This window comes from Arthrobacter sp. KN11-1C (assembly GCF_052180225.1).
GTDB lineage: Bacteria > Actinomycetota > Actinomycetes > Actinomycetales > Micrococcaceae > Arthrobacter.
Window position 1 is genome coordinate 2413474 of sequence record NZ_CP197467.1, and the last position, 26748, is coordinate 2440221.

The 26748-nt window shown below is 62.8% G+C and carries 30 protein-coding genes; 14 read left to right on the forward strand and 16 right to left on the reverse strand.

The annotated features are described in order from the left end of the window. The first annotated feature begins 38 nt into the window (after window positions 1-38). Window positions 39-1871: a heavy metal translocating P-type ATPase gene (locus ACSBOX_RS11375; RefSeq protein ID WP_442542545.1), complete on the forward strand. Its 1833-nt coding sequence runs from the start codon at window positions 39-41 to the stop codon at window positions 1869-1871. A gap of 19 nt (window positions 1872-1890) precedes the next feature. Here ACSBOX_RS11375 and ACSBOX_RS11380 read toward each other — a convergent pair whose 3' ends face one another. From ACSBOX_RS11380 to ACSBOX_RS11395, 4 genes are all read right to left on the reverse strand, one after another. Beyond that, window positions 1891-2160: a type II toxin-antitoxin system RelE family toxin gene (locus ACSBOX_RS11380; protein ID WP_442542546.1), complete on the reverse strand. Its 270-nt coding sequence runs from the start codon at window positions 2158-2160 to the stop codon at window positions 1891-1893. After that, window positions 2157-2438: a type II toxin-antitoxin system Phd/YefM family antitoxin gene (locus tag ACSBOX_RS11385; RefSeq protein WP_442542547.1), complete on the reverse strand. Its 282-nt coding sequence runs from the start codon at window positions 2436-2438 to the stop codon at window positions 2157-2159. Before ACSBOX_RS11385 ends, ACSBOX_RS11380 begins: the two co-directional genes overlap by 4 nt. An 82-nt stretch (window positions 2439-2520) precedes the next feature. Continuing rightward, window positions 2521-3327, reverse strand: coding sequence for a universal stress protein (locus ACSBOX_RS11390; protein WP_442542548.1), 807 nt, complete (start codon window positions 3325-3327; stop codon window positions 2521-2523). A gap of 173 nt (window positions 3328-3500) precedes the next feature. Continuing rightward, entirely contained in the window at window positions 3501-3788 is a 288-nt protein-coding gene (locus ACSBOX_RS11395; protein WP_442542549.1) for an SHOCT domain-containing protein, read from the reverse strand. A gap of 166 nt (window positions 3789-3954) precedes the next feature. On the opposite strand from ACSBOX_RS11395, the gene ACSBOX_RS11400 reads away from it, so the two are divergent. Both ACSBOX_RS11400 and ACSBOX_RS11405 read left to right on the forward strand, forming a co-directional pair. Continuing rightward, complete coding sequence (locus ACSBOX_RS11400; RefSeq protein WP_442542550.1) at window positions 3955-4398, forward strand: pyridoxamine 5'-phosphate oxidase family protein; 444 nt, start codon at window positions 3955-3957, stop codon at window positions 4396-4398. A 61-nt stretch (window positions 4399-4459) separates the two neighbouring features. Next, entirely contained in the window at window positions 4460-5344 is an 885-nt protein-coding gene (locus ACSBOX_RS11405) for a universal stress protein (protein WP_442542551.1), read from the forward strand. A 34-nt stretch (window positions 5345-5378) separates the two neighbouring features. Here ACSBOX_RS11405 and ACSBOX_RS11410 read toward each other — a convergent pair whose 3' ends face one another. Then, a complete protein-coding gene (locus ACSBOX_RS11410) occupies window positions 5379-5822 on the reverse strand; it encodes a pyridoxamine 5'-phosphate oxidase family protein (protein WP_442542552.1) in 444 nt (147 codons plus the stop codon). A gap of 327 nt (window positions 5823-6149) precedes the next feature. On the opposite strand from ACSBOX_RS11410, the gene ACSBOX_RS11415 reads away from it, so the two are divergent. Together ACSBOX_RS11415 and ACSBOX_RS11420 are read left to right on the forward strand one after the other, a co-directional pair. Beyond that, complete coding sequence (locus ACSBOX_RS11415; RefSeq protein ID WP_442542553.1) at window positions 6150-6857, forward strand: cytochrome b N-terminal domain-containing protein; 708 nt, start codon at window positions 6150-6152, stop codon at window positions 6855-6857. After that, on the forward strand, window positions 6854-7807 hold the full coding sequence (locus ACSBOX_RS11420) for a hypothetical protein (RefSeq protein ID WP_442542554.1): 954 nt from the start codon (window positions 6854-6856) through the stop codon (window positions 7805-7807). The genes ACSBOX_RS11415 and ACSBOX_RS11420 overlap by 4 nt, the downstream gene beginning before the upstream one ends. A gap of 99 nt (window positions 7808-7906) precedes the next feature. On the opposite strand, the gene ACSBOX_RS11425 is transcribed toward ACSBOX_RS11420, so the two are convergent. Genes ACSBOX_RS11425 through ACSBOX_RS11440 form a run of 4 tightly spaced genes read right to left on the reverse strand, consistent with a single transcriptional unit; the run spans window position 7907 to window position 11086 of the window. Further along, the gene (locus ACSBOX_RS11425; protein ID WP_442542555.1) at window positions 7907-8131 is read right to left on the reverse strand and encodes a ferredoxin; all 225 of its coding nucleotides are present in this window, start codon (window positions 8129-8131) and stop codon (window positions 7907-7909) included. After that, window positions 8128-9351: an NADH-ubiquinone oxidoreductase-F iron-sulfur binding region domain-containing protein gene (locus tag ACSBOX_RS11430; protein WP_442542556.1), complete on the reverse strand. Its 1224-nt coding sequence runs from the start codon at window positions 9349-9351 to the stop codon at window positions 8128-8130. Before ACSBOX_RS11430 ends, ACSBOX_RS11425 begins: the two co-directional genes overlap by 4 nt. Then, complete coding sequence (locus tag ACSBOX_RS11435; protein WP_442542557.1) at window positions 9348-9917, reverse strand: ferric reductase-like transmembrane domain-containing protein; 570 nt, start codon at window positions 9915-9917, stop codon at window positions 9348-9350. The genes ACSBOX_RS11430 and ACSBOX_RS11435 overlap by 4 nt, the downstream gene beginning before the upstream one ends. Further along, a complete protein-coding gene (locus ACSBOX_RS11440) occupies window positions 9914-11086 on the reverse strand; it encodes an FAD:protein FMN transferase (protein WP_442542558.1) in 1173 nt (390 codons plus the stop codon). Before ACSBOX_RS11440 ends, ACSBOX_RS11435 begins: the two co-directional genes overlap by 4 nt. A gap of 236 nt (window positions 11087-11322) precedes the next feature. On the opposite strand from ACSBOX_RS11440, the gene ACSBOX_RS11445 reads away from it, so the two are divergent. From ACSBOX_RS11445 to ACSBOX_RS11455, 3 genes are read left to right on the forward strand one after another with little or no spacing between them, the layout of a single operon-like run. Further along, the gene (locus ACSBOX_RS11445; protein WP_442542559.1) at window positions 11323-12306 is read left to right on the forward strand and encodes an ABC transporter ATP-binding protein; all 984 of its coding nucleotides are present in this window, start codon (window positions 11323-11325) and stop codon (window positions 12304-12306) included. A gap of 1 nt (window position 12307) precedes the next feature. After that, on the forward strand, window positions 12308-13930 hold the full coding sequence (locus ACSBOX_RS11450; RefSeq protein WP_442542560.1) for an ABC transporter permease: 1623 nt from the start codon (window positions 12308-12310) through the stop codon (window positions 13928-13930). Further along, window positions 13927-14397 (forward strand): GbsR/MarR family transcriptional regulator, encoded by a 471-nt coding sequence (locus ACSBOX_RS11455; protein WP_442542561.1) that lies wholly within the window; start codon window positions 13927-13929, stop codon window positions 14395-14397. The genes ACSBOX_RS11450 and ACSBOX_RS11455 overlap by 4 nt, the downstream gene beginning before the upstream one ends. Window positions 14398-14419: 22 nt before the next feature. Here the strand turns inward: ACSBOX_RS11455 and ACSBOX_RS11460 are convergent, their stop codons facing one another. Then, window positions 14420-14893, reverse strand: a complete 474-nt coding sequence (locus ACSBOX_RS11460; protein ID WP_442542562.1) for a DUF805 domain-containing protein — start codon at window positions 14891-14893, stop codon at window positions 14420-14422. 212 nt (window positions 14894-15105) lie between these two features. Here ACSBOX_RS11460 and ACSBOX_RS11465 point away from each other — a divergent pair, with 212 nt between their 5' ends. Further along, window positions 15106-15966 (forward strand): universal stress protein, encoded by an 861-nt coding sequence (locus ACSBOX_RS11465; protein ID WP_442542563.1) that lies wholly within the window; start codon window positions 15106-15108, stop codon window positions 15964-15966. Between the two features lie 31 nt (window positions 15967-15997). On the opposite strand, the gene ACSBOX_RS11470 is transcribed toward ACSBOX_RS11465, so the two are convergent. The 3 genes from ACSBOX_RS11470 to ACSBOX_RS11480 all read right to left on the reverse strand — a co-directional run bounded on the left by ACSBOX_RS11470 (window position 15998) and on the right by ACSBOX_RS11480 (window position 19305). Further along, window positions 15998-16258 carry a hypothetical protein gene (locus ACSBOX_RS11470; RefSeq protein WP_442542564.1) on the reverse strand — a complete coding sequence of 87 codons (261 nt, stop codon included), beginning with the start codon at window positions 16256-16258 and terminating at the stop codon, window positions 15998-16000. A gap of 83 nt (window positions 16259-16341) precedes the next feature. Next, on the reverse strand, window positions 16342-16926 hold the full coding sequence (locus ACSBOX_RS11475; RefSeq protein ID WP_442542565.1) for an SOUL family heme-binding protein: 585 nt from the start codon (window positions 16924-16926) through the stop codon (window positions 16342-16344). A 1017-nt stretch (window positions 16927-17943) separates the two neighbouring features. Continuing rightward, window positions 17944-19305: a sensor domain-containing phosphodiesterase gene (locus tag ACSBOX_RS11480; RefSeq protein ID WP_442542566.1), complete on the reverse strand. Its 1362-nt coding sequence runs from the start codon at window positions 19303-19305 to the stop codon at window positions 17944-17946. A gap of 574 nt (window positions 19306-19879) precedes the next feature. On the opposite strand from ACSBOX_RS11480, the gene ACSBOX_RS11485 reads away from it, so the two are divergent. Continuing rightward, complete coding sequence (locus ACSBOX_RS11485) at window positions 19880-21334, forward strand: MFS transporter (RefSeq protein WP_442542567.1); 1455 nt, start codon at window positions 19880-19882, stop codon at window positions 21332-21334. A gap of 283 nt (window positions 21335-21617) precedes the next feature. On the opposite strand, the gene ACSBOX_RS11490 is transcribed toward ACSBOX_RS11485, so the two are convergent. The 3 genes from ACSBOX_RS11490 to ACSBOX_RS11500 all read right to left on the reverse strand — a co-directional run bounded on the left by ACSBOX_RS11490 (window position 21618) and on the right by ACSBOX_RS11500 (window position 22645). Then, a complete protein-coding gene (locus ACSBOX_RS11490) occupies window positions 21618-21782 on the reverse strand; it encodes a hypothetical protein (RefSeq protein ID WP_442542568.1) in 165 nt (54 codons plus the stop codon). A gap of 297 nt (window positions 21783-22079) precedes the next feature. Continuing rightward, window positions 22080-22448: a type II toxin-antitoxin system death-on-curing family toxin gene (locus tag ACSBOX_RS11495; protein ID WP_442542569.1), complete on the reverse strand. Its 369-nt coding sequence runs from the start codon at window positions 22446-22448 to the stop codon at window positions 22080-22082. Then, window positions 22445-22645 carry a ribbon-helix-helix protein, CopG family gene (locus ACSBOX_RS11500; RefSeq protein WP_442542570.1) on the reverse strand — a complete coding sequence of 67 codons (201 nt, stop codon included), beginning with the start codon at window positions 22643-22645 and terminating at the stop codon, window positions 22445-22447. The genes ACSBOX_RS11495 and ACSBOX_RS11500 overlap by 4 nt, the downstream gene beginning before the upstream one ends. Window positions 22646-22986: 341 nt before the next feature. Here ACSBOX_RS11500 and ACSBOX_RS11505 point away from each other — a divergent pair, with 341 nt between their 5' ends. The 4 genes from ACSBOX_RS11505 (at window position 22987) to ACSBOX_RS11520 (ending at window position 26656) form a co-directional block, all read left to right on the forward strand. Next, the gene (locus tag ACSBOX_RS11505) at window positions 22987-23547 is read left to right on the forward strand and encodes a hypothetical protein (protein ID WP_442542571.1); all 561 of its coding nucleotides are present in this window, start codon (window positions 22987-22989) and stop codon (window positions 23545-23547) included. A 180-nt stretch (window positions 23548-23727) separates the two neighbouring features. Next, window positions 23728-24282 carry a barstar family protein gene (locus ACSBOX_RS11510; protein WP_442542572.1) on the forward strand — a complete coding sequence of 185 codons (555 nt, stop codon included), beginning with the start codon at window positions 23728-23730 and terminating at the stop codon, window positions 24280-24282. Between the two features lie 526 nt (window positions 24283-24808). Further along, on the forward strand, window positions 24809-25702 hold the full coding sequence (locus ACSBOX_RS11515; protein WP_442542573.1) for a hypothetical protein: 894 nt from the start codon (window positions 24809-24811) through the stop codon (window positions 25700-25702). Window positions 25703-25915: 213 nt separating this feature from the next. Next, complete coding sequence (locus ACSBOX_RS11520; protein WP_442542574.1) at window positions 25916-26656, forward strand: phosphotransferase; 741 nt, start codon at window positions 25916-25918, stop codon at window positions 26654-26656. The last annotated feature ends 92 nt before the right edge of the window (window positions 26657-26748 follow it).

Genomic DNA, 26748 nt, shown 5'->3' on the forward strand with positions numbered 1-26748 from the left:
GCTCCTTCCCTGAACGGCAACCAAGGGCGGCGGTTCCGATGGACACAATCCGGCGTTTTCCGCTGGTAGCCGCCACGATGCTTGCAGGAGTGTGCGTTGGGATTATGCTGGGCCTCGGGCAGCCGGCCGCGGCACAAGCTACAGCGACGATCTATGCCCTGGCCGTGGCCGGATACCGTGCCGTGTCCATGCTGCGGGATCTCTTTCGAGGCAGGTGGGGCATCGACCTGCTGGCCGTAACAGCGATAGCCAGCACGCTCGTGGTGGGCGAATATATTGCTTCACTCATCATCGTGCTCATGCTTACGGGAGGAGACGCGTTGGAGGAATTTGCGCACGGACGGGCTACCCACGAACTAAAAGCCCTCCTCGAGCGGGCTCCGCGGACCGCGCACCGCGAGACCCCGGGCCACCCTGTGGAAGAGGTTCGCGTGGGGAGCGTCCGCTCCGGAGACACACTGTTGGTCAAACCCTCCGAAATCGTTCCCGTAGACGGACGTCTGCTCTCCCCCGCCGGGACTTTCGACGAATCCTCCCTGACTGGCGAAAGCCTGCCGGTGGAGCATGGCAAGGGCGACACCCTCATGAGTGGGTCAGTCAACGGCGAAGAAGCCGTTCGCATGGTTGCAAGCGCCACCGCTGCAGACTCCCAGTACAGCCGGATCGTGGCCCTGGTCCAAGAAGCCGCGGCGAGCCGGGCTCCCACCGTCAGGCTTGCGGACCGGTACGCCGTGCCGTTCACGATATTCGCCTTCCTGGTTGCCGGAGTCGCTTGGTACTTCAGTCACGATCCAGAACGGTTTGCCCAGGTGCTCGTCGTTGCGACACCGTGTCCCTTGTTGATCGCAGCACCTGTGGCGTTCCTTGCCGGCACCAGCCGGGCAGCCCATTCGGGGATCATCATCAAGAATGCCGGTACCCTCGAACAACTCGCCCGCGTCAGGACGGCTGTCTTCGACAAGACCGGGACACTCACACGCGGCCGCCCCGCCCTGCACGCGGTACAGGTTTCCGCGACCGCCGCGCAAGGCATGTCAGCCGATCGGATACTGCAACTCGCAGCGTCCGCTGAACAGTCTTCCTCGCATGTGCTGGCGGCCTCCGTGATTGAGGCCGCACGGTCCCGCGGCCTGCCTCTACTTCCGGTCGGCAGCGCCAGCGAGCACGCGACCCAAGGTGTCACGGCTGTCTGTGGAAACCAGACTGTGATGGTTGGCAAAGCTGCCTTCGTCGGCCCAGCCACGAGCGGCTTCGAGAAAGCAGTCCTGGGCAGCGGACAGCTAGGTATCTACGTCGGCGTGGATGGGCGATTCGCCGGAACGCTGATCATGAGCGACCCTTTGCGTGGGAACGCACTGGCCACCTTGGCCCAGCTGCGGCGCCTCGGCGTGCGGGAAACCATGCTCCTGACCGGCGACACCCATTCCACTGCCTCACATATTGCGGCCGAAGCCGGGATAACGCGGGTCCTGGCCGATTGCCTGCCTGCCGACAAGGTGGCAACCGTCGCCGAACTGGACGATCGCCCGGTCCTGATGGTCGGTGATGGAGTCAACGACGCACCAGTCCTCGCCGCGTCCGACGTCGGTGTAGCAATGGGTGCCCGGGGAGCAACCGCGGCCAGCGAATCGGCCGACGTCGTCATCATGCTCGATGACCTATCCAAGGTGGCCGCTGCCGTTGACATCGGCCGGCACACCATCCACATCGCCCGCACCAGCATCTGGACAGGCATTCTCCTGAGCGTCGGGTTGATGGCCGCGGCAGCATACGGCTTCGTGCCGGCGGTGGCCGGGGCTCTCTTGCAGGAGCTGGTGGATCTCGCGACGATCCTGAATGCGCTCCGGGCCTTGGGGCGCGGAACCCCGTGACGCGGGGCTACCATCCGGCCTAGCGGTAGGCGTCGCGGCGATGCGCGATCGAGACGATCTCGATCAGTACAACATCCTCCACGATCCGGTAGATGACGCGGTACTCTCCCCGTCTTGCCGAATACAACGGGAACAGCGGCTCCTGCAGTTGCTTGCCCACACGTCGCGGGTTCTCGCTGAGGGCACCGGTGATGAACTCAAATGCCGCAGCTGCGACCTTTTCTGGCAGGTCACGAGTTAGGGCACGTTTCGCCGACCTGGAGAATCTGACGTCGTAACGGGGGCTCATGCCTCATGCTTGGTGGTGCGCATGGCCGCCCTGACCTCGTCGATGGTGAAGTTCTCTCCACCAGCGAGTTCCTTCAGCCCCTTGCCAATATCCTTCACCAGCTTCGCGTCAGACAATACCGCCACAGTTTCGATCATCGCGTCGTAATCATCTGCACCCAAGAGGACGGCAGCACGAGAACCGTTTCGGGTGATCTCGAATCGTTCATGCGTGGACGATGCCTGCTCCACGATCCGGGAAAAATGCGATCGAGCCTCTGCCACTGGTAGCGTTGTCATGTACATAATTCTAGCGCACTGATGTCCCGGCATTTCGGCCGACTGATGTCAGCTGGTCCCTAGGCTCCGGCGCATCCAGGGCCTAAGCCGGCGACGCGGGACGGGTTATCAGCGTCGGGCACCGGACGTTGAGCAGTACGTGCTGAGCCACGGAGCCGACGAGCACGCGGGCCCCGCCCCTTCCCTTGCAACCCAAGACAAGCAACCGTGCATGAGCGCTGGCGTCAAGGAGTGCTTCGACCGGCTGGCGCTCACGGTCCAGGATTTCGCGCACAGCCAGATCCGAGTGCCGGGCGTCCAGACCCTCGACCGACGCGGAAAGGATCGTGTCGCCAGCGGGTCCTGGGCCGCTACCGGCGTGGACGATCACGAGTTCCTGTCGCATTCGCTGTGCCTCGCCAGCTGCACACTCGACGGCGATTTCGGAGTCCCGGGAGCCATCGACACCAACCACCACGCCGAATGACTCAAGCGTTGAAGGGGCCGGCACAATCGCGACGGCGCAATGGCTGATGACCGCGATCTGAAAGCTGACCGAACCAAATCCTTCACCGTGGTTGCCGGGGCGCCTGTCCGTTCCCACGACGACCATTTCCGCGTCTGCGGAAAGCTTGCGCATGGTCTCCGCGGGCTCTCCGGAGCTCAGTGTCGTCACCACCTCCAGGGAGGGAAACCGTGCGGTGACCCGTGCTGCCTCGCCTTTCAGCAGGTCCTTGGCTTGTGCGGTAGCGTCCTCGTGAAGGGTTTTCGCCGGGAACGCCCAAGGCTCTGGAACAGCATGGACCAGGTTGAGCCCAAGACCAAGATCACGGGCCCGTTCGGCAGCCCAGTCCGCGGCGGCGCTGCCGACCGCCGACCCATCGACACCGACGAGGATCTTCTTCTTCACGAGCCCACGTGCCTTCCCGGAACCAGCAGCAACCTCTTCCCAGTTTCGTGGGCTGCGTCGATGACCTGCAAGGGCCGTAAGACCCTCCCCGCGAACGCAATTTCCGGGTTATGTTCCTCAAGGGGTGTCGCGTTCCACGGTCCGGTGAGCCGCAGATCCGGCAGGAATCCTGTTCACTGCCGACGCCGTAGGGCGGCGCGGCGCGCGGTGAGTTCCGTCTCGTCGATCTCGCCCCGGGCGAAGCGCTCATTCAGGATGCGCTCGGAATCATCATCCGGCGGCCCGTGGAAACCCCGTGCGCCGGCGTGGTTCCCGCGCAACAGGAGGATCACCAGGGTGGCAACGCCACCCCAGAACAGCAACATCATCAGCCCCATGGCGATCCAGCCGCCGATGCCGATGCTTCCACCCCATCCATACATCATCGCCAATTTCCCGTGCTTTGGATTGCGTACCTGCATCCAGTGTCGTTCGGTTCCTACCCCACCCACAGGGCATTTAGACACCGCCGGGCCTTTTGGCCCTACAGCGGCAGATGCGCGCTCAATAGGCTGCAGGGAGTTGCAGGTCTACACCTGCGATCGTGTGCCCGAACAAGGAATAGGGCCAAACTACTTAGGAGCAGGCATGTCACTCCCCAGCATGGACGCAGGCCGTGTTGACGGCGGAATGCACGTCGCGGAAGAACTCAGCCAGGAACAGTGCTGGGACCTCCTGCGCTCAAACACCACGGGGCGCTTCGGCTTTGTTGAGCAAGGCAGGGTGGTAATCCTCCCCGTGAATTACCTGGTCGACGGCCAGTCCGTTTACTTCCGTACGGCCGGAGAGGGATCCATCGCCGAGGCAGTCCCCTCCCTCGGGTCGTCCTTTCAAATCGACGATTCACGTGGCGATCGGGCCGAGGGTTGGTCGGTACTGGTCAGTGGGGCCTCATCCCGTGTTGAGGACAAAGACCTGCTGACCCGGCTATGGGGAAAGGTCATGGCCGAGCCGTGGGCCGGCGGAGCACGGAACATCTTTATCCGGATCCAGGCACACAGGGTCACCGGACGCCACGTGCATCTGGAGTGAGCCCATCGACAGTGAGTCCAAAGCCATTCCAGCTTCATACACGCTCACGGGCAAGGAGACCATGGATACCGCGGAAGAAATCATCGTCGGGTACGACGGCTCCGCCGTCGCTGTCCCCGCCATGCACTGGGCTGCCCGCCAGGCGGCTCAGCGGAACTGCGTACTCCACTTGGTTCACAGTTCCCTGTGGCCGGCAATCCCCCGCGAGCCCGGTCCGATGCCGGGCGTCCAAGGCAGCGGGTTGCGACGCGCGGCGGAGGACATTCTGACCGATGGTTTGGCACAGGTCCACGGCACGGTTCCTGGATTGGCTGTCAAGACGACGCTGGTCTATGGATGGCCGGCCGAACACCTCAGGACCCTCTCTTCCGGTGCCGCGCTGCTTGTCGTCGGCACCCGCGGCGCAGGGGGATTTACGGGACTGCTGATCGGCTCCGTCAGCCTGGAACTCGCGGCAACAGCCGATTGCCCGGTTGCCGTCATCCGCGGCGGAGAACACTCCGGCGGGCCAGTCGTCGTCGGCGTCAACGTCGACGATTGGGAACTACCGCTTCGGCATGCCTGCACCCTGGCCGCATTGGCGGGTGCAGCCCTTCGAGTGGTGCACGTCCGGAAGACACAATGGATTCCACGGCATCTCCAAAACGCGGGCACCCCGACTCAAGACCAAGCAGATCTCCACGTCCAGGCGCTTCTCGACTCCGCGGCGCGGAACGCCCAAGAATCAGTTCCAGGCCTTGATCTCCAGATACGATCTCCAATCGGCACGTCCATTCCGGGCACTCTTCTGGCGGAGGCTCAGGATGCCTCCATCATCGTCGTCGGGACCAACGCACGCGGACTCATTCGGGGCACCCTCGGTTCGGCCGCCCACGCTGTGCTTCACCACGCCAGCTGCCCGGTCCTGGTAGTGCGCCGGCCCAGCTGGCCCAGCTGGCCCAGCTGAGATCTCCCGAGACCTCCAGTGAGGTAGGTGCTGTTCAGTACAAGTCGCCAGGGGCCAGCTCGTCGCTTTCCGGCCCACGGTGAATGCGCCTCCCGGTGATGGACGTCGGGATGATCTCCACGAAAACCCGCTTCTTGGTAGAGGTCAATTGTTGGCGCGGAACCCTCTCGGCGGCTTCTACCTCGGCACCGGATTCCAGTTGCCGCGCCCTGCCTTTAACCACGACACTCCAGACGGATTGGCTCCCCACCCCATCCGTCTCGAACGCAACTTTGTCGTTGATCGTGAGCGCGAACAGCTTCTCCCCGGGATTCGTCCGGAGGAGAATTTTTCGGTCGTGGGCAACGAAATTGATCGGATAGATCTCCGGTTCGTTGGCGATGCTCAATGCCAACCGCCCCAATGTCGCCCCCAAAAGGATATTCCAGCATTCTTCCTCGTTCAGGACCTCCACGGGGTTTGCGGTATCCGGTGACATGGCGGGTCCTTTCGATTGCGGCATTCCAAGCCATTCCAGCATGCGCGCGGCGCACATCATCCAATAGGGCCCTTCGACCCGTGTCCATTGGACTACAAGCTTGTAGCGTCGGTGATGAGAAGGCTTCCCATCCAAGGTTCGCGTTTCATTGAAAGAGGCCGTGATGCTCGGAATAAGACCGGCGGATGCCGGAATGCCGGATACCGGAATCTATTTCCAGTGGGGTGATTTCCTGATCCAATTCGGCAATCTGGTGGTCATAGCCACCATGATCGTGTTGTTCATTCTCGCTTTGGTTCTTCCGTTCCCAGGCCGAAGGAGCCGGAAATGACCGCCGACCACGGCCCGGTTTCGACTGCCGCCGACGGCGAACCACGGTTCTCCACCTGGACAGGAAAGGCCAGGGGCTGGGCCCTCCGCCGGCTGCCGCCGGACAAGCTGCTTCCCGAAGGCCAGCCGAGTTACGTGTCGTCCTGGATTTACGTCTTCGGCATGGGCGCCGTTGCCGCGTTCGTCTATATCCTCGGTTCCGGCGCCGTACTGGCATTGAGCGGACCCACGTGGTTCCATGCCTCGGCGTTCGGACGTTTCATCAACAGCACGCATTTGTGGAGCGTTGAACTGTTCTTCATGTTCATGGTGATCCACCTTTGGGGCAAGTTCTGGATGGCCGCTTGGCGCGGCGGGCGAGTGCTGACCTGGATCACCGGGATGCTCGCGTTCGTCGTCTCGATCGTGACTGCCTTCACCGGATACCTGCTTCAAACCAATTTCGACTCGCAATGGATTGCCTTCCAAGCCAAGGACGCCCTCAACGCCGTCGGTGTGGGCGCATGGTTCAACGTCGCCGATCTGGGCCAGATACTCATGTGGCACATCACGCTTCTCCCGCTGGCTGTCGCCGTCGTCGTCGCCCTCCACGTTGTTCTCGTGCGGATGCACGGCGTAGTGCCCCCGCTGGAGGCCGCAGCATCCGATGCCCAGCTACGCTCGACAGCGCCAAGCCGTGCCACTGACAGCGAGGTCAAGAAGTGAGCAAGTCACCAGGGTCAACGTCGTGGCGCGCCCGCAATGACATCGTCAGCAGGCCATGGAGCGGCACGACGCGCGAATACGACTTGTTCAGGGAACTTGCTGTCGGCCTGGTGGTTGTCGGCCTGCTTGTCCTGGGACTCTCGGCGGTATTCAGCTCTCCGGACGAACCGACGGTGACCCTGAAATCCTGGGCCCTAGCCGACCCCGCAGACTTCGTCGCAACGGCCACCACCGAACTGGGTGGTACCAGCGGCACCGCGGGATATGGGCCACCCTACAATTCGACCCCCGATGCCACTCAAAAGCTCGGCCCGATCGACCTGCAGAGTCTTTCGGGCGTACGACTTCCGATCGACACCGCCAACGACTTCGTCATCGGCCCGCTCCAAACGCTACCGACGCCTCCGGCGGCAGTCGACGAATGGACCAAGGCAAGCGACGCCCAACACACTGCCTGGACCACGGCGTACGCGGACGCACTAAGCAAAGCCCCGGACAACGACCCGGCGAAGGTTCGGCCCGGCGACTACGGCCCGGTACCGGCTGTCACCGAAGCCCTTCTGGCCATGGCGCAGCAAGGGACCCTTGATCCGGTCCTGAGCGCACGAGGTTCGTTCTACAGCACCGATTACAAAGCCAGCATCTTGTTCCTCGGTGACGGCAGCTACTTCCCCGGCCTCGCCGATGCCCAGCATCTGACCGGCGACCAGTGGGGAATGATGAATGAAACGGGGAATTACCCCGGTCAGTCCTGGCTGTGGCTCTTCTCCGCCCTCTACCAAGTGGAACCCTTCAAATCATCGCCGAACGCGGATGTCCTCGTCGTGTTTTCCATGGTGATCCTGACAGCCCTCCTGACCCTGGTGCCCTTTATCCCCGGACTCAGGTCCTTGCCCCGCCGCATACCCGTACACCGCTTGATCTGGCGGGACTATTACAAGCACCGCTAGTCCCGCGTGCGTTCCCTTTAAGTTCGCTGCGTCGAGTGCGGCCGCGGCTTCATCTCATTCATAGTCGGAGCATAGGCGGCCGAGCTGGGGCCAACGGCGTCATTCGTGCAGTCTGAGCGCTTGCGTTGGGCAGAGCGCCGCTGCGTCCCGGGCCGCGTCTTCCAGGTTCTTGGGGATGGCGATTTCGGAGCCGCCACGGCCAAGCGGATATCCCCAATCGTCGCGGGTGAGCAGTTCCGGAAGCAATTCGATGCAAAGGCCCCGGCCATCGCAACGGGTCCAGTCGATGTGCATTGTGGTGCGGTGCACCTTTCCCTCTGTCATCGCGGCGCCTCGCATCGCCCGCGCAGGTGTGCTTCGACGTCGGAGGCAAAAGCCATCAGGGCGCTGGAGGCAAGCCGTGCTGTCCCGTCCGGATGGGCGCAGCTGCCCCGGCCCGTCACGAGAGCAGCGAGCCGGCTTATCTCCTGCGGAAGTTTCCCGTTGGTGTCACCGTAAGCCAGTCGCGCGAAGAGCCTCGCGAGGGCGGGAAGGCCATTGGTGCAAGGACCACACTGGCGCGCCGACTGGCCGGACAAGTAGGCCAGAATGTCGGCGGTAGCCGCGAGGCCACAGGACCCGGACCCCAGCGTCATGACGATCCCCGCACCTGTCCTGGCACCCACAGGGGCCAGCCCTTCCTTTGAGAACGGTACGTCGAGCTGGTCCGCGGCGAGCCACGTGCCGTGGTACCCGCCCACAAGAGCAGCACGGACAGAGAGCAGCTCGACGCCGGTACTCAGGAGGATCTCCGTCAGGCGCACGCCGGTCGGGATCTCGTAGACTCTTGGTCCGGCCGCGTTCCCGGACAAGGTGATGAGTCTGGACCCGGGCGCAGAGCCGGTTCCGACGCCGCGGAACCACGCAGAACCGAAGCGGGCGATCAAAGCGAGGTGCGCCAGGGTCTCCACGTTGTGGACCAGGGTCGGCCGCCCATTCAGTCCGCTGTCGCTCAGCCGCTTTGTTCGGTCGCGCGGGATAGCCGGACCCCCGGAAATAGCACTGACAGCCGCAGTGGCTTCTCCGGAGATAAACGTATCCGGCGCTTCGTGCAGGCGTATACGCGCCTCCCTACGCTCATCCAAAGCGCGGGCGACGGGAGCCAACTGCTCCGCGCCGGCATACAAGTGCAATTCCTCGGCGCCAAGGCTCCGGCCTGCGATCAGGATGCCGTCGATCACCAAATGGGGGGCGTTGTGCAGCAGGGCCGCGTCCTTCTGGCTTAACGGTTCGCCTTCCGCGCCGTTGGCGACGACGACCGGCCGCCGCCTGTCGGGAGGGATCGACGCCAACTTTTGCCACGTCGCAAACCCGGCCCCTCCGCGGCCATCCAGCCCGGACTGCAACAGTTCGTCGATCAACGGAGCCAGGTTTATTGCCGGAAGCGGACCGAAGGCAGCCTCGTGACGTGCTAAATCGGCTGAACCGGCTGCAAACAATCGTGTTGCGCCGGACGGACCGGCAACATGGTCCCGGCGGCTGATGGTGCCCTGGTCCGAAGTCATGGGGTTTCCCGGCTGCGCACATTCCGGTATTCGACAAAGTCTTCGTGCAGCCTCCACGCGATGGCCCCTCCAACTGCCACCAGGCACAACACCGCCAGGACGAGGAACCAGGGTTCGCGGCCGTTCGTACCGTTTCCGATGGCATGAAGTACCGAAACGGGCCACATCGCATAGACCAACCAGTGCACGGCCTTGAACGCCTTGGGACCGATCTTGTTGCGCAGCAAGGCGGTGACCGTCACGACGATCAGGAAATCGAAGGCTATCGTCCCAAGTCCGAGCCAGAACGGCTGATATGCGCCCAGGAAGGGAACGAAGAAATCCACCAACCTCAGTTGGGCGAATGGATCAAAGAGCAAGGACACAACATGGACCACAACAAACAAGACCGAAAAGAGTGAGAGATTGCGGTGCACCAACGTGACGGCAAACCGCGGCATCCCGACGACAGCCCGCCCGGAGCGGGCACCAATTCCCAGCAGGACGGAAAATGTCAGGAGCACGAGGGCCACCACCCCCGAGCCTCGGCCCACAGCCCACAGGGCCTGATCGAAGACGGCGTTCATGACGCACCCGCCATCTCGTCCGGCGGCCAGCCACCGAAAGTGGCTACCCTGCCCGCACTGTCAACCAGGCGGGCGGGCACCCCGAGGTCTTTCAACCACGACGGCGCGCGGCGGCCCCGCACGACGCATGCCGTGGAGATTGCGTTGGCGTCCGCGCAGCTTTCCGCCGCCACCGTGACCGTCCGCCAGACGGGTTCAGCAGGCAATCCGGTGTGCGGGTCGATGATGTGGTGGACTTGCCGGCCGTCATGGTTCCATCTGCGCTTTTGCGTACTCGATGTGGCCAACGCGTAGCCGGAGCTCAGCCGGACGCACCCCGAAGGATCGTCCGGCATATCCTGGACCAGCACCACCCATCCCTCCGGGGGCGCCTCCCCCGCGGTGGCCAGATCGCCGCCCAGACTCACCATCGAACCGCAGCCAAGCGTTGACGAAATCCGCTGCGCGGCCCAGTCGGCCGCCAAGGCTTTGCCGATCGCACCAAAGTCAAGCAGCACGCCGTCGGGCACTTCAATCCTGTTTCCAGCAAGTCCTATACGGGTCCAGGCCGGGGCAACCGTTGTCACGACGATTGATCCCCGGGACTCCGGCGCCGGGTTCCAGCGTACGTCGAGCAACGCGAAATCGCGGTCATACCCGAGTCCAAGCAGGACGCTCCCGATTGTCGGGTCCACATCCCCGTCGGTCATTTCCGCAGCAGCCAATGCGCTGCGGACGATCGCGGCGAATACTTCGCTGATTTCCTGCCCCTCCGACAGCCGGCTGCCGAGGATCATGAGCTCCGAATCGTCGCGGAAACGGCTGCACGCCATCTCAACGTCGTGGCAGACCTCTCGACATAGACCGACGGCCTGGTCAAGCATCGATGGTTCGGTGACGATGACACATGCCTCGGTGCTCCATAGCTCCCAGCGTCGCGCCGCCGTTACCATCAGGATCCTGACGATCGGCCCTGCGGGGCCGTTGATCCGGGCCCGACGGGCTGCACCGGCGATGTGGACGAGTTGTGGCGGCGCGAACCATAGTTCGGGGTGGTCGACTCCCCTGTGTTGCCTGAAGACGTATTGCCTGAAGACGTGGTTCCGGAAGAGGTATTGCCTGCCGCGGCTGGTGCCGAGACCGCCGCTCCCACGACCACGACGCCCGCCACACTCGCGGCCCCCACCCACGATGTCACTTGACGGGCGATCCTGCGGCCACTTTCCCTCGAGTTCATGGCAGCCTCCTTGGCTCGTGCCTGACCGATGTCGCTGGGTTAATTCTAGGATTGCAAGCGTTAGCCTCGGCCAAGCGTTTCCTGTATAGAAGCTGTGTAGAAATGCTGAACCCTAGGCACGAAACGCGCCGGAAAACAAGGGCCTTTCGGTCATTCAAAACTTTGTGAAAACTGCGTACTTTTGTGTTCATGGACATCGTCATCCAGACTGTCGGCTTGCACAAGAACTTCGGGCGCGTCAAAGCGCTCGACGGCCTCGACCTCGAGGTCCACAAGGGCGAAATCCACGGCTTCCTCGGGCCGAACGGCGCGGGAAAGACCACCACGCTACGCATCCTTCTCGGTCTGGCCCGGCCGTCGTCGGGCACCGCGAGCGTCCTGGGCATGCATCCCTGGGCGGACGCCGTCGAACTCCACCGGCGCATCGCGAGCATCCCGGGTGACGTGAGCCTCTGGCCCAACCTCTCGGGCGGCGAGGCCATCGACCTGCTTTCCCGCCTCCGTGACGGGGCTGTGGACCACGCCACCTACAAGGAGCGCAAGCACCGCCTCTGCGAACTCTTCGACTTCGACCCCGGCAAGAAGGGCCGCGCGTACTCGAAGGGAAACCGCCAAAAGGTCGCGCTCATCTCCGCCCTCGTCATGGACGCTGAGTTGTATCTCCTCGACGAGCCGACGAGCGGCCTTGACCCGCTCATGGAAGCGGTCTTCACGCGCGAGATCCGGCGGATCGTACGCGAGAACGGCGCAACAGTCCTGCTCTCAAGCCACATCCTCTCCGAAGTCGAGCAGCTCGCCGACCGCGTCAGCATCATCCGCGCCGGCCGGATCGTCGACGGCGGCACACTCGACGCACTGCGCCACCTCACCCGCACTGAAATCTCGTTCGCGCAGGACAGCGTAGACACCCATGCGCTCGCCACGCTCTCGCAGGTCCACGACCTCACGGTGGCTGAGGGACGAGTCAAGTTCGGCGCCGATTCCGATCGCGTCCACGAAGTGCTGCCCCTTCTCGGTACGCTCGGGGTGAAAGGCCTGCTCGTCGCGCCGCCGTCGCTCGAAGAGTTGTTCCTGCGCCACTACGGTGAAACAGTTGCCCCGCTCGCCTCGCAGGAAAAGGACGACGGAGGATCCCACCTTCGGCGCCACCGCGCCGCTCCGACGGGAGCCTGAGATGGGTGCCCTGTGGATCCTGTACCGGCAGCGCTTGCGCCGGGACCGTTGGCAGGTCATTGTTTGGGTCCTCTCGATCGGAATGCTTGCACTGTTCGCCGTTGCAGCCATTGCGAAGACGTTCGGCGACGACGCGACACGCACGCAGGTGCTTCAGCTCGCGACCGCAGCGCCCGCGATTCTCGTGCTGCGCGGCCTTCCGCGTGGTCCGGCCCTGGATTCGTTCGCCTTCTTCGAGATCTTTTCGTTCCTGGGCGTCCTTGCCGGACTGATGAATACTTTCATGGCCGTCCGCCACACCCGGGCCGAAGAGGAATCGGGCCGGGCCGAGCTCATTTCCTCGACGGCCGCCGGGCGATGGGCCCCGCTCGCCGCAACCGTCCTCCACGGCGCTGTGGCCAACGTACTCGTGGCTGTCGCGACGGCGCTCGGCTTCATGGCAGGAGGGCTTGACCCGGCCGGCTCGCTCGTAGCCGGCTTCGCGACAGGCGCCGTTGGGTTCGCCTTCTTTGGTGTGGGCCTGTTGGCCTCCGAGTTCTTCAGCACGTCACGCGGGGCCAACGGCATTTCGTCGACGCTCGTAGTAGTTGCGTACCTGCTGCGCGGTGTCGGCGACGCCACCGGACAGGTCAGTCCCGATGGGACCACCATGACAGCCGCATGGCCGAGCTGGATCTCCCCCATCGGCTGGGGCCAACAGACGTTCGCCTACACAGGAAACCGATGGTGGCCGTTGCTTCTGCCGCTCGGGCTATGGGCGGCCTGCACCGCCGTCGTCGTGTTCATCATGGCGCGCCGCGACGTCGGCTCGAGCGTGCTCGCGGGGCGATCCGGACGTTCCGACGCCCGGCCCTGGTTGCGGGGGAGCTTCTCGCTCGCGCTGCGCCTGCAACAGGGAGCGATCATCGGCTGGTGCATCGGCGGCCTCGCGACGGGTCTCCTCACGGGATCACTCGGCTCCGCTATCCAGTCTTCGATCACTTCCAACCCCCAAGTCTCTTCGGTTCTCCGCGGCATGATCGAGGCCCAGGGCATTTCAATGACCCAACTGCTGGTCGCGGCCCTGTTCGAAGTGGCCGGGATCCTTGCCGCTGCATGCGGCCTCCAGACAGTCCTTCGCCTCCGCCAGGAGGAGGTGGCCGGAACCGCTGAGCCCGTCGTGGCCGAATCGGTGGGCAGGATGCGTTGGCTGGGGAGTTTCCTCGGACTCGGGGCCGTCTCGGTGGCGCTCGTCTTGGCGTTCACCGCCGTCGGGGCATGGGCCTCCCTCGCCGCCTCCGGAGACACCTCAGGCGCCGTCGACGACGTCTGGCAAACCGCACTCGACCAACTCCCCGCGGCGCTCATCTACCTTGCCCTGCCAGCCCTGGTGTTCGTCGTGTGGCCCCGAGCCACGATCCCTACCGGGTGGGCACTCCTTGGCGTCGGCGTCATCCTAGGGATCTATGGTTCCATCCTTGGCATTGACCAGAAGCTACGGGACCTCTCGCCATTTACCCACACCCCGGTCACCACCAGCACTGGCACCGACTGGAGCGGCGGCTTCTGGATGCTTGGCATCGCCGCGGTCCTCGCGGCGCTCGCGCTCGCAGCGGTTCGCCGTCGGGAAGTGGGCACGGCGTGACAGATCCGGGGAAGAAGCGTCTGCCCGACTCCGCCGAGACATCCGCGGCCGTACTCACGGCCGCGGGCTTCCCCAAGATGCCGGCCCGCGCCCTCATGGCGCTTGTGGTCTCCGACGACGGCTCGCTGACCGCGGCCGAGCTCTCCGAGATACTGGGCGCGAGCGCCGCCGCGGTCTCCGGCGCCGTCCGGTACTTGCAGACAGTCGGCTTCGTGCATCGGGTCTCGCAGCCTGGCAGCAGGCGCGACCGCTATGCCCTCCCCGATAACGCGTGGTACGTCGCATCCCTACGGCAGAACCCCGTGTACATGCGCCTCGCTGAGCTCGCCGACTCCACGGCTTCAAGCCTCCCGGAAGGGTCGCCGGCGAGGACGAGGGTGAGCGAGATGGGCGCCTTCTACCGGTTCCTCATGACCAGGCTGCCGGCGCTCCTCGATGAGTGGGAGCATACGCGGGGCAAAGCATGAATGCTCCGGTTCCGCTTGAGCCTCAAGCCTGTGGCGGATACGGCTGCCGCGGGTTCGGCGGATATGCCTGTACCAGTCGGTCGAAACGCTGTCCCCTGGGACTGGCAGGCAGGAGCACAAACACGAGCAGTGCGATCCATCCGAGCACCGGGACCAGGGCGAGCAACAAAAAGAGCCCGCTGAGATTCGCGTCATGCAGGCGTCGTGCAGCCAAGGCGAGCGAAGGCACGATCGTCGCCAGGAACCACAGTCCGCCAAGGGCCGTCGACGTGCTTGTGTTTCCGTTCCCGGTCGCACCGGCCGCATTGATCACCCCAGAGACGATGGCTGAGGCGAGAACCCACCACCAATACTCACTGCGGCTTGCCCGCCCGTGGAAGATTGCGTACTTCTTCCAGAACCGTTTGACGGCCTCGATCGGCGTGGCGCCATAGTAAGGCAGCTCAAGCGGGACTCCACCCGGGGGGAAATTCCGGGGCTGATAGCTGGACATCATTCAAGCCCTTCCATGCAGACTATTCGACACCGGCATGCTAGGCGCAGTCATGCCCGTCCGAATAGGGCACAAAGCCCTGCGTCGCAAGACGCCCCGCAGGCGCGGGTCGCCTGCGGGACTTCCGGCCCTGCCGGGCTGGGCCAAACGAGCAGAAAATGATGGGCAAAGCACCCGGAATGCGGGAGCCACATTTCATGGAGGCGGAGAGAGTCATGAAGAAACCAATCGTCGTCGGCGTCGTTGACACCCAAGCGAGCCGGGCCGCGTTGGCTTGGGCGATGGACCGGGCGGCGCGGCGGAAACTCCCGGTGCTGCTCGTCCATGCGGTAGACAGTCGATGGCTCGACGAATCGGTCGGTTCCAGCGAGGTGGTCAGGGCCGCAGCAAACGAACTGCTGGGCAAGACCGCAGCATATGCAGGCGAATTGGAGCCGTCGGTCCACGCGGAGGCCTTGCTGTTCTCCGGTAGCCCTGGACAGGCGCTCAGGAAGCACTCGAAAGGGGCCCCGATGGTTGTCATCGGAACCGGGCACAACTGGCCTGGAGGACCTGTGGCTGACAGGGCACTGCAGATCGCCGCCGTCGCCCAATGCCCTGTGGCAGTCGTCGGGGAGCAGGACATGACGGTGCGCCGCGGCATCGTGGTCGGCGCTGACGGTTCCGAAGAATCTACGCAAGCGGTTTCCTTCGCGGCCGAAGAAGCGGACAGGGACAACCAGGAGCTGACAGTAGTTCACGCCGTCCTCGCGCCGCCGCTCATTCAGCGCGTCATGCCGGCGAGCGACGTCGCCGAGACGATCTTGGAGGAAGAACGAATCGTCCTCGCCGAGACCGTGGCCGGACTGGCCGAAAACTACCCCGACCTGGTTGTCCATCAAGTTCTGGTGTCCAACAACGAACCCGCCGAAGCACTCGTGGATGCCGCGGCCAACGCCACGTTGCTGGTGCTGGGAAGCCGGGGAAAGGGCAGCTTCAAACGCCTCCTCATGGGGTCGACGGCCCATGGGGTACTCAGGTCCCTGCCTTGCCCAACCGTTATTACCAGGGTGCGGCGGGTGAAGCATGTGGGCTGACGGCTAGCCCAGTCATCTCTCGCCTACGGTGTCATCCCGGCGATCCTGCTTCCCGGGCGCGGTCGGGCCAGACGCCTTCCGCGAGCGAGAGGACCGGCGAGAGTGCCGGGTTGTCTGAGTCCCCTCGCCAACGCTCTACCGCAAGATGCGTGCCCTGAAGATTGACGACGACGAACGCATGGTCGCACCCGAGGGGTAGTTGCCTGCTACCGACAAGCGGAGCGACAACATAGTCGCTGTCATCACTCGCGAGCATGACGACAACCTCGTCCATCCGCAGTTCGGAGTGCATCACCCGACCCTCAGGACCGCCACATATGTACGCGGCGCTAGGGCCCTGACAAAAGAACGAACAGGGAATATCCCCTGGCCGGCTCACTCAGGGGTCTTCAGGTCAATGACTATCTCGTTGCGTCGCATGAACCACGGCTTGAAGGGTGGATCAAACCGCGCGAATCGCGGAGTCCCGGCAGGGGTGAGTTCAGCCGACCGCAAAGCGCTTTTTAGCTTCTCAAGATGGCGCTGATAGCTCACCGCGCTCCAGCGCCCGCTGTAACGGATTGCCGCTGCAAGGCTCTCGGGAACTGTCCGCAAGTGCACATTCGGGTCGGTGGGGCCGGGTGCGTTCTCGATAGTGAAACCTTCCGGCAGAACAAAAGCAATCCGGTATTTCTGCTCTCCTGTCTCACCCGGCTGACTTTCGATTCCCTGCTGCACCACCGGGGCAGTCATGGCGATCTTTTCTGAAGCTGCGTCCTGAACCACCGGCGCTGTCATCGGTACATTCTGCTTGGAGCGGTTCTCTCCGCTGATATAGGAAAACAGGTAGCGGAACGCACGGTTGCCGGAGTCTTCAAAAGTGCCTTTGACAATGACCTCTGCCAGTAGGTGTTCGGGATACTTTCGAACCTCAAAATCGTCGTAGCTTCGCACAATCTGATAGGGCTGCTGCGCCGTCATGGCATCACGCTACTCCGGCGGCGTTGCCCAAGCCATGAGGTTCCTAAGGGAGGTGAGTATTCGCGTGGCTTTCTTGCCCTGGGGCTTCATCCGATCCGCGCCGATCGGGAAAAAACCGTCGGACCCTTGACCCTTTCACAGCCACCTCATATCACCTCGCCGTGACTAATTGCCGTGGTCCGTCGCACACGGTCGTCTGCCGATCCCATCCAGATAGATGGCGTAGAACTTGCAGCGCCGTGTGGTTTGGGTTGCGCCAAGAGCTAAGGGCCGCCCGGACGCGGCACAGCGTCGCCCGGCTCCACCCGACGAAAGCGGGTTCATCGGCCCCGGTGCGTTGGCGTTTTCCGGGTTCGACGACGAGGACCCCTTGGGGTTGCTGTGCTCGGACTTTGAGCCGGAGATGACCTAAACAGGACTCCCCGAGTCGGGATTTCTCCGCTCACCGCTTTCGGGCGTGAAAGCCCAGATCGGCTTCGGCGGCCACAACGCACTCCAAAGCAAGATCCAAGGCCTGACGGAAACCAAAACATGCCCTGAGGACCTCGACCCGCCGAACCTGCTTCGTATACGACAGGCCCCTAACCAGCGGTTTCTTGGCCTCGGACTTCTCAGCCGGGGAACCAACCCCCGAGCTCGATTCTCTCCCTCCGGGCCCCATCTGCTGGCGTGGCGAGCGGACCAAAGGGCCGCGCGACGACGGCATATCCTCCCGGCTAAAGCCCCGGGCCGGCGCCCATCCCCGATCTTGAATCTTGCTCCACCTCTTGCCTGAAAGACTTAGTACTAAGCACGCTTAGTACTTCTTGAACGGGATCCACGAACCATTCGCCGGGAGTTTGAGGCTTCGCCGACACCGCCTGCGCCGACAAGACGCGAAGGTTGTCAGATATCAGGTGATGGATGAGCCCAGCCCCCGGGGCGCCTTGCAGGACCTTTGGAACCGCCGATATCGTCCGGGGCGGTGGAGACCTGCCTCGAGAGCGCTTGCGACACGCCCGGCCACATTTGCCGACTTCAGGATGCGTCGGCGGTCTTGGTTGATGTGTTTAGGGACTGGTGCGGCCAGCTTCCCCACTCGGAGGCGATGACCGTTGGCCGTCCCAAAAAGTATCCCTGCCCCGAGTTCATGCCGAGTTCCGTAATTGCGCTCAGTTCCGCGCTTGTTTCGATTCCTTCGGCGACGATCTTGGCGCCGATCTGTTTGGCGAATTCGACCATGGCCGCGCCAAGGGCCTGCTGGCCTTGGTCATGGTCGATCCCGGCGATGAGGCTTCGGTCGAGCTTGATGATGTCCGGCCGCAGCCGCACGACATGCCGCATTGAAGCGAACCCGGACCGGGCGTCATCGACCGCGATCCGCAGACCGCGCCGGCGAAGGGGAGCCAATGCGCCCAGCAACGGGGCGTATTCGTTGACGGCAAGGTGCTCGGTCAGTTCAAGGACAATCCGGTCAATCGGCAGGGCTGCATTCTCGAGGAAGACGGGCAGTCGGGGGTCCAGGCAGGTTTCCGGGGAAAGATTCAGGGCCACGTACAGGTCGGTGGGGAGCTTGCCTGCGGCTTCGAGTGCCGATTCAAGGGCAGCGAATTCCAGTTCGCCGCCGAGTCCAACAGTGTTGGCCTCGTTGAACCAGTGTTCCGGGCCTTTGCCGCTGTCGCTGGGAAACCGTGCCAACGCTTCGGCACCAATGATCTTTCCCTTCGTGAGGTCGTATATCGGCTGGAACGCGGTCAGGATCAGGCGGGCCCGGAGTGTCTCTTCCACGCGTTCCGTGATGCGCTGCTTCAGGAGCGCACGGGCACTCTGGGCCGGGAGCTGCCGGCTCGTTCCCTCGAAACCTGTCCTGTCGGGATTTGCCCTGACGGTCACATCCATCCAGACCGGTGCTCCGTTGTGATGGCGGCAGATGGTAACAACGCCGCTCCAGCCTGGGCCGCGATTATCGGTGGCATCGGCCATGGACCGCCGTGCGTTTGCGAGCTCCTCCTGATCAATCACCATTTCGCAGGGTTTGCCGAGCAGCTCGGGGGGCGGGTAGCCAAGCAAAGCCATGCTGGCCTGGCTGGAGAAGGTGAACTTTCCCTCCTTGTCCACGGCCCAAAGCCATTCCCGGCCAGCATGGGCGACGGTATCGATGAGATCAGCTGCGGCTCTGGCCCGGCGACGCTCACCGTGGAGGGCACGGAATCCTTTGAGTGCGGCGAGGACCGCCAACAAGATCAGGCTCCCGGCGAAACAGCCCAGAATAATGTCGGCCGCCGGCGAAACCACCGCCACGACCCCCGAGCCCAGGGCCACCCCGACGGCAACGGCAAAGGCGACCTGGACGCACACAATCGTTGTCAGCAAGTGACCGCCGGCAATCGACCGGATCATTCCTTTGTGTCCCTGAACCATCCTCATGCACCCCCGGCTCCAAACGATAACCCCGAGCGGAAGAAACAACCAACACCCCAGGCCCTCGGTGCGGCGGGTCCGGACCCGGGACAACCGCCTCCGCGGCGGCACGATGCGAGGGAACGCACAATCTGACCGAGCGGTCCTAGCAGGGGACTTCTAATCCCCGGGTCGTTTGCGCTGCCGCTGTTAATGCCGGTTATAAATCCTTTCCTTGGTCTTCGCCGCTGGTATCTGGTTGATGCTCAGGACAAGGAATCGGCAGCTGAAGGTTAAACCGTAGGGGCATCGCATGGTGCTAGCTTGCCGGGGCCACCGCCGAGAGCGAACTCTTTGCAGCCAGGCAGCGCCCGGATAGCCGCAAGCTGCGGCGCGGCATCGCGCGTCACCTACCCGAACTTGGGACGCCCTTATGTTTCGAAGCACTTCGACCGCGAGCGGACATTGGTGGCTGCTCCGGGACAGTTCGTCAGCCGGTGTGCCGGGGACCGGCTTTGCGTGGAACATCCCGGCCCGTGTGCGGTACTGCTGTGTACGGGTGTTAACTGGGAGGGTGAGTTTCCCACTGGTGTCGCGCACGCAGAGGCTCGTCCTTTGGATCGCGATTCTCGCGTCCTTTGTGTCGTTTCTGGATAGCAGCGTCATTAACGTGGCGCTGCCGGCTATTTCCCGCGAATTGGGCGGCGGCCTCACAACTCAGCAATGGGTTGTCGATGCCTACCTGATCACACTGGGTTCACTGATCCTGGTGGCAGGTTCACTCTCGGATCTTCTCGGCCGCATTGTCGTTCTCCGTGCGGGCTTGATCGGATTCGGCGCCACATCGTTGATGTGTGCGCTGGCACCCACCGGGGAGGTGCTGATCCTGGCGAGGGCGCTTCAAGGCGTCGCGGGCGCCCTGCTGGTGCCCAGTTCCCTCGCCCTCATCACCTCAACCTTCGAAGAGGCTCCCCGGGCGAAGGCAATCGGCCAGTGGACAGCGGGCACAACCGTGGCGTTCATCGCCGGTCCACTGCTCGGGGGTGTGCTCGTGGATTCGGCGGGCTGGCGTTGGGTCTTCGGGATCAACGTTCTGCCTATTGCCGTGACTTTGTATCTGCTAGGTGTGCTGCGCGTCCGGGATGTGCGTGAGGAGGGAGTGCGCATCGATTACCCGGGCGCTGTGCTTTGCGTGCTCGGGTTGGCGGGACCGGTCTACGGGCTGATCGAACACGGCAACTTTGGCTGGCGGAGCCCGCTCATTCTGATGCCCGTGGTTTTCGGTACCCTGTGCCTCGCCGGGTTCCTTTGGCGGGAAAGAACGGCGCAACAGCCGCTCCTGCCCCTCAGCCTCTTCTCTGTTCGAAACTTTGCTGTGGGCAATGTGGCTACGGCCTTCATCTACGCCGCGTTGTCGATCGGGGGATTCATCATCGTGCTCTTCCTGCAGCAGGTCGCGGGTTTTCCGGCGACGTTTGCCGCCCTCGCGTTGCTTCCAGTCAGCATCGTGAACATCCTCCTGGCCTCGTGGTTTGGCTCACTGGCTGGGCGGTTTGGCCCGCGGTGGTTCATGGCACTCGGCCCCGCGCTTGCCGGAGGCGGCTACCTGCTGATGCTTGCGTCCGAAATGCCGGTCAACTATTGGGCCCAGCTGTTGCCCGGGATCCTCCTGTTCGCCCTCGGACTCTCCGCGACCGTCGCACCCCTCACGGCCGCCATTCTCGGTTCAATTTCCGAACAGCAGGCCGGCATCGGCTCGGCAGTGAACAATGCCGTCAGCAGGGTGGCGGGTCTGATCGGCATCGCACTGGTGGGCCTCGTTGTGGGCAACAAGCTTGACCTGGATGGATTTCACCGGGTGGTGACCGTGACGGCGGTCTTGCTCATCCTCGGAGGCATTGTCTCCGCGCTCGGCATTCAGAACCCCCGCGACCGGTCGGCAGGCCGGATACAACAGGAAGCCTCGTCGAATAGCGCGCGCAGATATTGGACTTTCAGGCCTGGTCGACAGAAGTCCGGAAGTTCCTAGTCCGGCCGCCGATCCGGTAACGGTGACCGGCGTCGCCCGCGGGGTACGGGCCGGCAGGCAGAGGCTCCAGTGGTCTTGTCGAGGCCTTGGCCTTGGCCTTGGCCTTGGCCTTGGCCTTGAACAATGTACATTCGGCCGCTGCCGGATAGGGCGGAAAGGTCTGTGCGATCGGGATATCAACCGGTCCGCCCCAGTCGATGGCACGGGATGAAGCCCTGGAACTTTGTGTCCGGGCTCTGACCGAGGACTTTGCCCGGGCATCAGGTTTTAGCGACTTGCGGCTTCACGATGGGGCCATCATCGACTTCACCCAGTGGTTCATTTGCCGGTAATCGAGCTTGTCCACCGGGATGTGATCGATGACGTCCCGGACATGAAGATCCAGCATCGTCTGGTAGGTCCGGGTGGTTCCGCTGGACGGCCGGATCAGGAGGTCAAGGCGGGCCAAATAAAAATGCTAGGCCTCTGCACAAATATTTTGGAGATTTGTACACAGTCAGGGGCCAAATAGGCCCCTGACCTGCGACAACATTGTGCCCGAGGTGGGACTCGAACCGGCTTCCCGGCCCCGGAAACACAGGGAACTCCCGAAAACATAGCCAATCCGAGCCAGTCCGGCCGATGTACGACCCAGTCCGACCGCAAAAGTGTGTATGTTGTACACACCCCAAATCTCACCCCAGGCTCCCCCCGGACCACACGTGAAAGAACCCCGATAATCAGCTTGCGGGCGCGCCCACTGGATCTACCGTCGTATCAAGTGTTGCTCGATCAGGACAGCACTTCCCTGCAAATCGATGTCGCCGGCGGCCACTCCCACAACCAAGTCGAAACCCTCTTCGGTGTTGAAGTCGTGCCGGTAGCCGTTGATCCACAGCAGCAGGACCATGAGCGTCCACGCGGTGCGCTTGTTGCCGTCGATCAACGGATGAAACCTGGCCACTGACTCGAGCAGCGCCGCCGCCTTCATGGCCAGTTGAGGATAGGCTTCCGTGCCCATGACCGTCGTTGCGGGGCGCGCCAAGGCGGACGCGAGCAGCCCGATGTCGCGGACGTGGAAGGCGTACCGGTCGATCACTTGCAGTGCGTCCTCAATTTCGAGGTACGAACTCATGCATCCTCAAGGCGCTTGAGCAGATCCGCGTCATGGCTCATCACGAAATCCAGACCCTCATTGATCTCGCGGCTTCGCCCGTGCCTCTGCAGGACAAGCTCAGCCCCCTGGAGCAGCAGCGCCGACTTGGACGTGTGCTCTTCGGCGGCAAGGTCATCGAGACGGCGGTCGAGGTCTTCGGGAACACGCAAATTCATGGCCATACCTCATGGTACCAAAACAGTACCAGCGAATCCTGAGGTGCGATCCGAACTCCTAACCTCTTCTCGTAGCACAGCATATTTCGTTGCCTGCCAACGGCTTGTGTTGTCTCGAAAATCCGCGAAATCTAGAGATTTTCGGTTTGATGCAAAGTCCATGACATGCCAGCGTCTTTCATCGTTTCCGTGGGGTAAACGTGTTTCGGACGCTAACGCCCACCGTGACATCGCAAGAGTTCGGGTCGCTATCCTCGCGCAAACGATCGTTTGTGAACTGCCGTTGCGATGCCAGGATGTCGCGGAGCCATGTGGCAGTCGCCGTCTGAGACGATCTGATTATGAGCATTAGCGCGAGTGGCGAGCCGGATCAGATGATCATCTCCCTGGGAACCCGGCGGGCGTCAGTGATCGACGAGGAGCTGACCGCATCGTTTACCCTGGGCCGGACCATCCTTGAGTCGGTTCAAACGAAGTCCTCGCGGGAACCCCTTCGGCCGGTCCGTGCCGTTGTGGAGATCGTCCGACACGGCGGTGGGTTGATGCCGCGAGCACTCCTGGGAGGGGCTTTCACTCCCAGTGAAGACGGCGCTGATCTTCTGATCGAGGTGCAGACCTCGGGCGAGGACTACGCCGGGAAGCCTTCGTGCAAGAGCCGTTTGTGGACCCCGCTGATTCCGGGACTGCCAGACGGGTTTGCGCAGTCGGTCGTCGACGGATTCATTCGTCGCCCGCTGCCGGCCGGCCGCATCGTTGTAGATCGTGCAGCTTTCGATCCGGTCGAGTCATCACCGATGGCGTTCGAACTGGCTGCCGAGCTCCTGGCGATCGTGCTCCATTCCAGCTCTATGGGACGAGGGGTGGAGCGGTCAGCGCGAGCCGCGATTGAGGCGTGGCCGTGAGCGTGGGCTCGGCCAGCTGAACCAGTGGGTGGGCTTCCGCGGCATGGTGATCGGCTGGCTAATTGGCGGACCTGACCGTGCCATGAGCCGTGTGTGCCGATCCTGTGTCTCCCGACCTGCCGGGGTTATCTCCAATTTATCGAGGGCCGGCCGCCAAGTGAAGGGCCGTAAGATCGCTGCATGAATGCTTTCGACTCCGAGGCAGATCTCGAGCACGATCTAGACTTCCGCCTATTGATAAACACGGCGGTCTCGTTGTTTCATCGGCGGCACGTGCTCGATGAGACAACCACATGGCTGGCCGAACAAGGCTACCAAGTCACTATTTTGGACGCATCATCGTGGTCGGGCGAGGCGGATATGCATGGGGCGATCTCCGAGGCGCTTGATTTCCCGAGCTACTACCGCCGTAACCTGGACGCCCTGAATGACTGCCTTCGGGATGTCATCTCGCATGACTACGGTTGGGACGCCGACGCCACCGGGTTCGTGTTGACGTTCCTCGGATACAACGCCTTCGCATTGGCTTGTCCCGGGACGGCGCAGACCCTTTTGGATATCATCGCCCAGCGCTCCCGAGAAGCGGCTCTGTTCGGGCACAGGATGATCTGCCTTGTGCAGAGCAATGATTCCCGGATCAGTTTTGATCCAGTGGGCGCCACGCCTGTGCTCTGGAATGACGCGGAGTGGCTTGATTCCAGGCGGCTCGCGCCACAAGCGGACACTGGAGATTAGTCGAACACCCGCGATGATGGATCCTCCCAACGGGCTGTAGGGTGACAAATAGCGCTGCGAAAAGGCCGCCATTTATCGTTGCGAGTCACACAGCTAACCAACACGGCCCGACCCATATGCAAAAAGGGTCGTTTTTGACGTCGACAGCGTTCGCGCTTGATGAAACAGGCTTCCGAGGTAGGGCGTACCGCGCTGTCCCCGGCGGCAGTTGCTGTTAGCGCCCCCTCATCGTTCATTTCACCGTGCGGGTCATACGTACATCGCCCAGACCCGCCCTCACTCGGATCCAGTCACCGGCTTTCAGCGGCACACTGAAATCGAAGGTTAGCCATTGCGTTTTCAGAAAACATCGCTTAAGGCCAACCTCGGGCGAGCTGCGGTTAGATTGCTAGATCATGGTATAACCGGGAAGGCTGCACCGATGTGGAATTTTCCGCGCAAGATGGAACACGGGACCCGGCGCTTGATGAGCACGTGGTCTCGGCAACGCCTGCGCCACAACCCATACCGAAATGGGCGCGGTGGTATGGCAAGCGATATGAAGCACTTCGGCACCACCGATCTAGGAATAGCCAGGATCTCTCTTCTGGCAACTGGCGTTGACCACCTCGAGGTGCTTCTGAGCCATGGCACCATGTCTTTCTCTTCCCTCCCCCGGCTCCTCATGGGCAACCAACTTCCTTGGCCTTTCCTTGCGATGGCGCGTATTTGCGCCGAATCGGCCGCTCGATTCTGCTACGTGATCGACCCTGGGATTGCGCCGGAAGAAAGATTGATGCGCATGGCTGCACTGATGCTCTGGAGCAATAGCGAGGAATCGAAGATGGCGAAGTCCGCTACGAACTCCGAGCCAGTAGAGCTAGAGGAGATGAACGCCGGAGTTGAAATGACTCTGCAAGGCATCGGCCTCCTTGTGTCTAACGCCGGTTTTGAAATTCAGGGCAATCGGGTGATCGATCCCTCTGGCACATTCAAGCCGACCTCATCGACAATCTCAGCGGTTGAACTCATGCGGCTTCAATTTCCCGAGCTGGGAGAAGAGTCCTACCGTCGTCTGTCCGGGTTTGTCCACGGAGCAGCATGGGCATTGGGCAGGGCGACCCGCCGCTTTGCGGTCAACTTGCACAGCCCGACGATCGACGTCATGACCGTCATCTGGGGCTTCGACACTGCCGGACGCTCAATGGGCAAACTAATGACCTTTTCGGCCGCCTACGCTGGTATTCCCATAGCGGATGTTCCACGCCGACTAGAGGCACTTTATTGGCTGTGCCGTAAGGAACATGAACTCATTGGCAAGCGCAAGGGCCGAGAACGATTTGTAGGCCCTGGACGTGGATGGAACTCAAGGTTCTCTTCCATCATTGTCCGAGCCTGGGGTCATGCTCCACTGCCGACAAGAGACTCCGACAAGTCTTGAACGTCCTTGCCAGCATGCACCCCGAAACTTATTTTTCCAAAGCGTTTCAATTCCGAGATCCCTCAGCGGGACGTTCGGTGTAATGGCAGACTGCTGGATATGAGCACTCTTGAGCGGGACGCCTCCCCGGCTTGGTCGGCTCTTCGGAGTGTCTGGCCGGATTTGGCGTGGACAAGCCCCGTATACAGTCATGGAGCCTTTCATCATGTCGCGGTGCTTGGCTCAACCGGCGTCGTGCGCGTGTCCTTTGCTGCCAACCATGAGGCGCAGATCGCCCGTCAGAGTGCAGCGCTCCTCGCCGTCGGCAGTGCCGGGCTCAAGACCCGCATCCCGAAGCTCCTTCGGACACTGACCGGTGACACCTGGTCAGCGATGGCGTGCACCGTTGTCGCGGGAGCCCATAGGGCGGACCGGCCGTGGCATGAGGTCCGGCACTACTTCGTCGGTATCCTCGATGACCTTCAAGGTGCGCAGCTACTGACAGGGCTGCCTACTGCACGTTCGTGGTGCGGAGGAAACTCCTGGCCCGACGTCGTTGAGCGCATCACGGCAGATTCCGGCACCCGCGTGCGGAAGGCTGCTCAGATTGTGGTGCGGGAGGTTCTGAGCCTCGAGGAAGAGGTAACGCCTTCTCTCGTCCATGGTGACTTCGGTCCGCACAACATTTTGTGGGACGACTCCGGCACACCGGGCCTGATCGACTTCGACAATGCATGTGCGGCAGACCCTGCAATCGATGTTGCTTCCCTCATCGGGTTTTACGGCGCGGCCAGAGCAGGGCAAATTGTGGACGTAGACGTGCTGGCGCGGGCGAAGGTGTACCGCGCCTCTCTACCCCTCCAGGTAGCGGCGGCCGCAGCGCTCGGAGCAGACCACAAGCTCCAAAGCCACGCACTGTCGAACTTCACGCGCCGGCTCGAAGAAGGATCACTTCACGACCCAACAGCTACCTAGACACGCACGCTTAGGGATCCCTCACCGCGCACATTGCTATAACCGGTGGAGAGGTCCGAGAGGGACCGGCTTACGCGACCGGGTACGCTTCA

Bases quoted from the DNA above. Each gene is read 5' to 3' on its own strand.
- ACSBOX_RS11375 (WP_442542545.1), top strand. From the start codon at position 39: ATGGACACAATCCGGCGTTTTCCGCTGGTAGCCGCCACGATGCTTGCA.
- ACSBOX_RS11380 (WP_442542546.1), bottom strand. From the start codon at position 2,160: ATGAGCCCCCGTTACGACGTCAGATTCTCCAGGTCGGCGAAACGTGCC.
- ACSBOX_RS11385 (WP_442542547.1), bottom strand. From the start codon at position 2,438: ATGACAACGCTACCAGTGGCAGAGGCTCGATCGCATTTTTCCCGGATC.
- ACSBOX_RS11395 (WP_442542549.1), bottom strand. From the start codon at position 3,788: ATGCAGGTACGCAATCCAAAGCACGGGAAATTGGCGATGATGTATGGA.
- ACSBOX_RS11400 (WP_442542550.1), top strand. From the start codon at position 3,955: ATGTCACTCCCCAGCATGGACGCAGGCCGTGTTGACGGCGGAATGCAC.
- ACSBOX_RS11405 (WP_442542551.1), top strand. From the start codon at position 4,460: ATGGATACCGCGGAAGAAATCATCGTCGGGTACGACGGCTCCGCCGTC.
- ACSBOX_RS11410 (WP_442542552.1), bottom strand. From the start codon at position 5,822: ATGTCACCGGATACCGCAAACCCCGTGGAGGTCCTGAACGAGGAAGAA.
- ACSBOX_RS11415 (WP_442542553.1), top strand. From the start codon at position 6,150: ATGACCGCCGACCACGGCCCGGTTTCGACTGCCGCCGACGGCGAACCA.
- ACSBOX_RS11425 (WP_442542555.1), bottom strand. From the start codon at position 8,131: ATGACAGAGGGAAAGGTGCACCGCACCACAATGCACATCGACTGGACC.
- ACSBOX_RS11430 (WP_442542556.1), bottom strand. From the start codon at position 9,351: ATGACTTCGGACCAGGGCACCATCAGCCGCCGGGACCATGTTGCCGGT.
- ACSBOX_RS11435 (WP_442542557.1), bottom strand. From the start codon at position 9,917: ATGAACGCCGTCTTCGATCAGGCCCTGTGGGCTGTGGGCCGAGGCTCG.
- ACSBOX_RS11445 (WP_442542559.1), top strand. From the start codon at position 11,323: ATGGACATCGTCATCCAGACTGTCGGCTTGCACAAGAACTTCGGGCGC.
- ACSBOX_RS11450 (WP_442542560.1), top strand. From the start codon at position 12,308: ATGGGTGCCCTGTGGATCCTGTACCGGCAGCGCTTGCGCCGGGACCGT.
- ACSBOX_RS11460 (WP_442542562.1), bottom strand. From the start codon at position 14,893: ATGATGTCCAGCTATCAGCCCCGGAATTTCCCCCCGGGTGGAGTCCCG.
- ACSBOX_RS11465 (WP_442542563.1), top strand. From the start codon at position 15,106: ATGAAGAAACCAATCGTCGTCGGCGTCGTTGACACCCAAGCGAGCCGG.
- ACSBOX_RS11470 (WP_442542564.1), bottom strand. From the start codon at position 16,258: ATGCACTCCGAACTGCGGATGGACGAGGTTGTCGTCATGCTCGCGAGT.
- ACSBOX_RS11475 (WP_442542565.1), bottom strand. From the start codon at position 16,926: ATGACGGCGCAGCAGCCCTATCAGATTGTGCGAAGCTACGACGATTTT.
- ACSBOX_RS11480 (WP_442542566.1), bottom strand. From the start codon at position 19,305: ATGATCCGGTCGATTGCCGGCGGTCACTTGCTGACAACGATTGTGTGC.
- ACSBOX_RS11495 (WP_442542569.1), bottom strand. From the start codon at position 22,448: ATGAGTTCGTACCTCGAAATTGAGGACGCACTGCAAGTGATCGACCGG.
- ACSBOX_RS11500 (WP_442542570.1), bottom strand. From the start codon at position 22,645: ATGAATTTGCGTGTTCCCGAAGACCTCGACCGCCGTCTCGATGACCTT.
- ACSBOX_RS11505 (WP_442542571.1), top strand. From the start codon at position 22,987: ATGAGCATTAGCGCGAGTGGCGAGCCGGATCAGATGATCATCTCCCTG.
- ACSBOX_RS11510 (WP_442542572.1), top strand. From the start codon at position 23,728: ATGAATGCTTTCGACTCCGAGGCAGATCTCGAGCACGATCTAGACTTC.
- ACSBOX_RS11515 (WP_442542573.1), top strand. From the start codon at position 24,809: ATGGCAAGCGATATGAAGCACTTCGGCACCACCGATCTAGGAATAGCC.